Annotated in this window: 10 protein-coding genes; all 10 read left to right on the top strand. The window is 61.2% G+C overall.

Features of this window, described 5'->3' with window-relative positions; translation table 11 throughout:
- Nucleotides 1–76 precede the first annotated feature (76 nt).
- The 10 genes from BOSE125_RS04625 (at nt 77) to BOSE125_RS04580 (ending at nt 6,925) form a co-directional block, all read left to right on the top strand.
- The gene (locus tag BOSE125_RS04625; protein WP_201301135.1) at nt 77–382 is read left to right on the top strand and encodes a hypothetical protein; all 306 of its coding nucleotides are present in this window, start codon (nt 77–79) and stop codon (nt 380–382) included.
- A 55-nt stretch (nt 383–437) separates the two neighbouring features.
- Complete coding sequence (locus BOSE125_RS04620; protein ID WP_201301134.1) at nt 438–1,799, top strand: terminase large subunit domain-containing protein; 1,362 nt, start codon at nt 438–440, stop codon at nt 1,797–1,799.
- Nucleotides 1,796–3,196 carry a phage portal protein gene (locus tag BOSE125_RS04615; RefSeq protein ID WP_159550460.1) on the top strand — a complete coding sequence of 467 codons (1,401 nt, stop codon included), beginning with the start codon at nt 1,796–1,798 and terminating at the stop codon, nt 3,194–3,196. The genes BOSE125_RS04620 and BOSE125_RS04615 overlap by 4 nt, the downstream gene beginning before the upstream one ends.
- A gap of 535 nt (nt 3,197–3,731) precedes the next feature.
- Nucleotides 3,732–3,896 (top strand): hypothetical protein, encoded by a 165-nt coding sequence (locus BOSE125_RS04610; protein ID WP_159550457.1) that lies wholly within the window; start codon nt 3,732–3,734, stop codon nt 3,894–3,896.
- A 50-nt stretch (nt 3,897–3,946) separates the two neighbouring features.
- Nucleotides 3,947–4,387: a hypothetical protein gene (locus tag BOSE125_RS04605; RefSeq protein ID WP_159550454.1), complete on the top strand. Its 441-nt coding sequence runs from the start codon at nt 3,947–3,949 to the stop codon at nt 4,385–4,387.
- A gap of 12 nt (nt 4,388–4,399) precedes the next feature.
- Complete coding sequence (locus BOSE125_RS04600) at nt 4,400–5,296, top strand: phage major capsid protein (protein ID WP_159550451.1); 897 nt, start codon at nt 4,400–4,402, stop codon at nt 5,294–5,296.
- 166 nt (nt 5,297–5,462) lie between these two features.
- A complete protein-coding gene (locus tag BOSE125_RS04595) occupies nt 5,463–5,939 on the top strand; it encodes a hypothetical protein (protein ID WP_159550448.1) in 477 nt (158 codons plus the stop codon).
- A 2-nt stretch (nt 5,940–5,941) separates the two neighbouring features.
- The gene (locus tag BOSE125_RS04590; protein ID WP_159550445.1) at nt 5,942–6,283 is read left to right on the top strand and encodes a hypothetical protein; all 342 of its coding nucleotides are present in this window, start codon (nt 5,942–5,944) and stop codon (nt 6,281–6,283) included.
- On the top strand, nt 6,276–6,524 hold the full coding sequence (locus tag BOSE125_RS04585) for a hypothetical protein (RefSeq protein WP_159550442.1): 249 nt from the start codon (nt 6,276–6,278) through the stop codon (nt 6,522–6,524). The genes BOSE125_RS04590 and BOSE125_RS04585 overlap by 8 nt, the downstream gene beginning before the upstream one ends.
- Nucleotides 6,524–6,925: a hypothetical protein gene (locus tag BOSE125_RS04580; RefSeq protein WP_159550439.1), complete on the top strand. Its 402-nt coding sequence runs from the start codon at nt 6,524–6,526 to the stop codon at nt 6,923–6,925. The genes BOSE125_RS04585 and BOSE125_RS04580 overlap by 1 nt, the downstream gene beginning before the upstream one ends.
- Nucleotides 6,926–6,931 lie beyond the last annotated feature (6 nt).

Below are 6,931 nucleotides of genomic sequence, written 5' to 3'. Positions count from 1 at the left end.
CCCCGGAAGTCGCTCCCCACAGGTATAGCGATCTCTCCCCACCCTTTTTTCCACCGAATGCACGCTGGAGGTTGATATGGCCACTAAGCGCAATCACCTTCGTGCTGCTGGCGAGAATGAGAAGCCGCCACCGGCCAAGGACATCAAGTCCGTTCTTGACGCGGCCGAGCATGGGTCGCGACTTGACGAGTTAATCCAGATGCGCCGCGTGATTGCCCGCGCTTTGGACAACGAGAACACTTCGCCGCGTGATCTTGCCGCCCTCTCGCGCCGTCAGATTGAGATCTCCCGTGAGGTTGAGGCGTTGAAGCGCCAGCAGTCCGAGGAGGCCGAGTCGAGTGACGCAGCCGAGGACGACGAGTGGTCAGAGGAAGCTATCTGAGGTAGCCCGCCATATCTGCCGGCCAGAGGGCATTCGCTCTACGGGTTGGCCTGCTGTGAAGGAGCGGGCCGCGAAGATGGGGATGCCTGCTGACCTATGGCAGGAGGGCATCGGCCGACTGGCGTTGTCTAAGCGTGATAGCGGCTTGTATGCGGCTGGCATCGGCGGCGTCATCATGTCGATCCCGAGGCAGGTGGGCAAGACCTACCTGATTTCGTTGATCGTCTTCGCGCTGTGCACGTTGTTTCCGAATCTGACTGTCATTTGGACGGCGCACCGGACACGGACGCACAACGAGACGTTCAAGAAGATGCAGGCCACGGCGATGAAGCGCAAGGTGGCGCCATGGATTGCGAATGTCCGGGCGGCGAATGGTGAGCAGGAGATCACGTTCAAGAATGGTTCGCGGATCTTGTTTGGTGCTCGTGAGTCTGGCTTTGGTCGTGGCTTCGACAAGGTAGACATCCTGGTCTTGGATGAGGCGCAGATCCTCACCGAGGACGCCATGACTGACATGGTGCCGGCGACTAACGCTAGCCCGAATGGCCTGGTGTTCATGATGGGCACGCCGCCGCGACCCCGCGATAACGGCGAGGTCTTCACGAACGCCCGCGCTGATGCGCTGGCCGGCGATCCCGACCGTCTGTATATCGAGCTTTCTGCTGACCGTGACGCGAAGATCAATGACCGTGCGCAGCTTGCCAAGGCCAACCCGTCCTATCCTCACCGCACTACCGAGTCGGCTATTCAGCGGATGAAGAAGCTGCTGGGCTCGGATGAGAACTTCAAGCGCGAGGCGCTGGGTATCTGGGACGAAGCGGCCATTGCTAAAAAGGGCATTGACTTCGCTGCGTGGTCAGAGTTGAAGATCCCTGTTGCGGACGTGCCCACCGAGGGCCGCCGGGTGTATGCGGTGAAGTTCTCTGTGGATGGTTCGACTATTGCCATGGCGGCTGGGATTAGACCTGATGATGGCAACCCGGTTCACGTCGTTGGCATTCGTGTTGCGTCCGCTGCTGAGGGCACGGAGTTCTTCGTGGACTATCTCGTGGAACGCAAAGATGTGGCCGCTCAGATCGTCATCGACGGAAAGTCTGGTGTCGGCTACCTGGTGCAGGCATTGCGTGACGAGAAGGTGCCTGCCAGGGCCATAATCACGCCGACTACGGACCAAGTCGTGGCCGCTCATTCGATGTTCGAGGTGGGCGTCAATGAGGCTCAGTTCAATCATCAGGGTCAGCCCGAGCTGGATGAGCAAGTCGCGCATGCGATGAAGCGAAAGATCGGCACTAATGGCGGCTTCGGCTGGGATGCACCCGAGGGCGAATCCGTAGCCCTGCTGGATGCCGTGACCATGGCCCACTGGGCAGCGAAGACAACGAAACGCAAGCCCGGACGAAAGGCGGTGGCCCTGTGACCCTTACCGCGAACAGTATTTCCGCCTACGCATTCAGGAACGTTCACGAGTCCGAAGCAGACGACATCAGGGATCTGCTGAAGGTCTGGCATGATCGGCTGGATCGAAACTTGAAGCGCACCCTCTACTACGACGGCGAACAGGCCTTCAAGGATCTTGGCCTGACTCTGCCAAACCAGTTGAAGAACGCGAAGTTTTGTCTCGGCTGGGCAACCATGGCGGTTCATAAGGCTGCCGTGCGGTCGCAGTACGACGGCTTGCGCATGTCAGGCAATGAAGACCCGTTCGAGCTATCCGAGATCCTTGATGCCAACGATTTTGCGTTGGAGTTCTCGCAGTCGATCCACTCTGCCGGCCGTCATGGCGTCTCGTTTGTCACGGTCGCGAAAGGTGTTGCGGGCGAGCCGGATGTGCAGATTCAGGCGCATTCCGCGGAGTCCGCTTCTGCGCTCTGGGATCGTCGCTCACGCCGGATTCGGGCCGCGTTGACCATCGTGGACATGGACCGTGAAGGTCCAACGGAGATCCTGGCCTACCTGCCGCATGTGATCTTGCGTTGCACCCGGCAGGGGTCATGGTGGACGGCTGAGCGGATTGATAACCAGATCAGGCGGACCCTCGTAGTCCCTGTTCGTCATGATCCGCAGTTGACTAAGCCGTTTGGGCGTTCGAGGATCACGAACCCGGTGATGTCATTGACGGATATGGCGGTGCGGGCTTATGTCCGCATGGAGGGCAACGCAGAGTTCTATTCTTCGCCGCAGATCGCCATTGAGGGCATCGACCCGGATGCGTTCGACGGCAATGCCACGGAGCAGAAGAAGTTCAAGTTGGCCATGGATCGCCTGATCGCGCTGACCCGTGATGAGGATGGTCAGTCTCCGACGATCAAGCAGTTGCAGCAGGCGACCATGACGCCGCACTCGGACATGCTGCGGACTGTGGCGATGGCGTTCTCTGGCGAGACAGGAATTCCGCCGTCGTCGCTGGGGATCATCCACGATCAGCCGGCGTCTGCTGAGGCGATCCGGGCTGCATGGAATGACATGTTGATCGACGTGACGTACCAGAATCAGTACGTCTACCCGACTGCGGTCAAGCAGATCATGCAGATGGCCGTCATGGTTCGCGATGGCCTTACTGAGCCTCCGTCAATGGCTGGCTTGTCGGTGAAGTTTGCTGATCCGACCTTCCCGTCACTTTCTGCGTTGGCTGATCCGATTCAGAAGCTGGCTTCGAGCATGGACAGTCTGGCGAAGTACCCGGTCCTGCTTGAAGAGGTGTTTGACGCCGACAAGGCCGAGCGAATCCGCGATGACTACAAGCGCTCCAACGCCGGCTCTGCGCTTCAGTCCCTGATGCAGTCAAGGACGACAGTCAATGCCGAGCAGGAGTGATGTAGAGACCCTGCGGGCTGCCAACACGGAGCTATCCAGGCTGCTGGATGCCGAACTCGTGGACTTCTTCGCGAGTCTGGGAAATGCGGCTCCTGAGTCCGTCCGAGATGCCCTATTGGACTTCATGCCCGCCTTGGTTGCGGAGTATGGGGACGTTGCTGCTGTGGTGTCTGCTGAATGGTTTGAGCAGGTCTATGGCAGCACCGCCCGCCTTGCTACTCCCGTCGCCGCTGAGGCCGTCGAGCAGGGCGTGCGGTTCGCCGCTGGTCACCTTTGGACGCCTGAACCCTCCGCGATTGTTGGCCTGCTATCCACGCAGCTGGACAAGTGGGTGAAGCAGCCTGGGCGAGACACTATCGCCCGTTCTGCGGAGCGTGACGGCCTCCATTGGGCTCGCGTCCCATCTGGCGCTAAGACGTGCGCATGGTGCCTAGTTCTGGCGTCTCGAGATGCCGTGTACCTGACGGAGCGCAGCGCGACGAAGGGTGCCAACGGGTCCGACTATCACGGCAAATGTGACTGTGTTGCAGTCCCCATGGAGTCAATAGACGACTATCCCGACGGCTACGACCCGACCGGGATGTACGACACCTACATGGCTGCCCGCAGCGCGGCTGGCTCCAATGACATCAAGGACATCGCCGCTGAGCTTCGCCGGCGCAATCCCGACCTCGTGACTGATGCAGTCCACGAACACTAGACCACCGGCCCCGCACGGAGCCGATTTATCCCGCACGGGAGGAACAATAGATGAGCACCGAAGTTACACCCGACCCGGCGCCCGCAGTGCCCAAGCCAGAGGCTCCTGCACAGGAGGCAACCGACTGGAAGGCCGAAGCGCGCAAGTGGGAAGAGCGGTCGAAGGCCAACAAGACCGCACTGGATGAACTGACGCCCAAGTACGAGGCAGCCGAGGCTGAGAGGTCAACGCTTGCCGAGAGGGTCAAGGAGTTCGAGACCAAGGCGGAGCGGTCCAAGACCGTAACCGAGGTTGCCAAGGATGCTGGCGTTCCAGCCGACGCCCTACGTGGGAATACCCGCGAAGAGCTGGAAGCGCACGCCGAAGTCCTGAAGGCGCTCATCAAACCATCTGGCCCGGTTGTCCCGGGGCAGGAGAAGTCACCTTCCAAGATCGAGGCCGACCCCATGCGGTCCCTCGCTCGTTCACTTTTCGCGCCTGAAGCGCAGTAAGGAGCCATCATCATGGCTGTTTTGACCACTGGGGATCTCACTCTCCCCACGCAGATCCTGGACCCCTGGCTGAAGAATGTCTCTCAGGGTTCCGCCGTCTCCCAGCTCGCCAACGCCATTCCGATGAAGTTCGGGGCCGGCGAGGCTTTCATCTTCGACATCGGCGAGGCTGAGTACGTCGGTGAAGGTGCCAACAAGGGCCCCTCGACCGTGACCCGCGAGGTTCAGACGGTTGAGCCGTACAAGTTCCACAAGACGGTTCGGTGGACCGAGGAAGTCCAGTGGGCTGACGAGGATCACCAGCTCGGTGTGGTGCAGGAGATCTTGGCACTCATCCAGCCGTCCCTGTCCCGCGCACTGGACTTCGGCGTGCTCCACGGCATCAACCCGAACACCGGCACCCGTCCGGCTGCCATGTCCCGTGCCCTGACCGATACCACCAACGTGGTAAGCACTGGCGAGGGCGTGGCTCAGGTGGACGCCGCCGATCAGCTCGTCCTGGCATCCGGCAATGTGCCGGCTGATATGGCCCTGGCTCCGGGCTTCGCGGCTGAGTTCTCGACCACTCGCGACTCGGACGGACGCAAGGTCTATCCCGGTCTGAACCTGGGTGCTGGCATCTCCGAGTTCGAGGGCCATCGTGCCGCAACATCCCGCACCGTGTCTGACCTCGGCGTCAACAAGGGCGCGTCGGGCATCTCCGCCTTTGTGGGCGACTTCTCCGCCATCCGCTGGGGCATTCAGAAGTCCATCGGCCTCGAAGTGATTCGATACGGCGATCCGGACGGCCAGGGCGACCTGAAGCGCAACAACCAGATCGCATTCCGCGCCGAGGTTGTCTACGGCTGGGGCATCGCCGATCTGGCCGCGTTCGCCAAGATCGCTCCGGCTGAGGTCCCGGCTGGCTGATGCCGGATCTAGTCAATAAGGCACTGGGGGTGACCGTCTCAGTTTCTGAGGCGGTCGCCTCCAGCCTTGGCCCACAGTGGGTTCCCGCTGAGAAGCCGGAGCCGAAAGAGAAGCCCGCGCCCCGGCGTCGGGCGTCCAAGTCCGACGACTGACAGGAGGTCCGGCCATGGCTGAAGAAATCACCACGCCGTTCGCGGATGTGGAAGATCTACGCGCCCGCTGGCCGGATATGCCTGCCGGCGCTGATGCACATGCAGAAGTGCTCCTCCTGGATGCCTCGCAGTACATTGCGGACACGTGCCCCGAGGGCCTGGCCGCATCGGATGCAACTAAGCGTCGTGTTGTTTGCGCCCTCGTGAAGCGGTCCATGAATGTGCCGGACCACCTGGAGGGAATGTCGCAGGTTCAGGAAACCACGGGTGGCGTTTCGCGGGGCTGGACTCCTGCCAATGCGGACGGCGACTTCTACCTGAAGAAGGCAGAGCGTCAAGCCCTTGGATGCGGCAAGCAGAAGGCGTTCGGTGTCCAGATTGGGTGCCTCGGAACATCAGCCCATCTCCCGTGGTGCAACCTGAACTTTGGGGCCAACTGGTGCTCCTGCGGTGTTGATATCGCGGGTGAGCCAATCTACGAGCAGGGGTGACCATGGCCCTCTCTAGCTTCGACAAGCAGACCGTTGTTGTCTTGACCCCGCTCCTCATCGAGGAGCGAGGGCAGGTTGTAGAGGACTGGTCTACTCCAGTCCGAACGCCTGTCCATGGTTGCTCTGCGCAGCCTGGGGGCGGCGGTGCTAGCTATGAGAACGAGCAGGCCTTAGACGCCGACTACACGGTCTACTTCCCGCCGGAGACGGTTCTACCCCGCTCGTTCCGACTAGAGCTGCCTCACGCGGATGGAGAGTTCATCATGCAGGGCGAACCGGAGCCGTGGATCTTCGGATTCTCCACCGACCACATCCGCGTTCGGGTGGGGAGGCGTGATGGCTAAACGCCCCAAGATCAAGATGAACAACTCTGAGGTGCGTGCCATGCTCTCGTCCTCCGAAGTGCAGTCGCTGCTGATGTCCTACGCGGAGCCCATGGCGGCCCGCGCCGGGGATGGCTACACGGCAACCCTGGGCACACAGGGCAAGACCCGTTCTCGTGCCTGGGTCGGCACGGACACATTCGAGGCCCGCAGGGACAACGCCCGCAATGCCACCCTGGCCCGCGCTCTTGGGGGTGGCTGATGGATCTGCTGATTCCGGCTGACGTTGAGTATGCGGTGCAGGGCTGGATCAAGTCAGTCTTCACCGCTGAGGCGTGGGGCGATCCCATCGTGTCCACGTCTTTCAAGGACGGGGATGCGGTGGTGGTGGCGTTCTCCACAGGCGGTTCTAACCGGACGCTCGTGTCCGGTGCGCCACGGATCATGTTCGACTGCTACGCCAAACGCGAGGCGCAGGCGTGGGGGTTGGCATCCAAGGTCCATGCGGCCATCACTGATCTCGACTCTCGAATGGTCGAGGGCGTCCAGTTCTACGACGTGGAACTGACCTTGCCGGCCAACTACCCGCATCCTGACCGTCCCGACTATTTCCGCTACCAGTTCAATGCTGTCATTCATGCCCGCCACGTGGGCACCAACTGAAAGGAG

This window comes from Citricoccus sp. K5 (assembly GCF_902506195.1).
Taxonomy (GTDB): Bacteria; Actinomycetota; Actinomycetes; order Actinomycetales; family Micrococcaceae; genus Citricoccus.
This window is presented reverse-complemented; position numbering and strand designations above follow the sequence as displayed.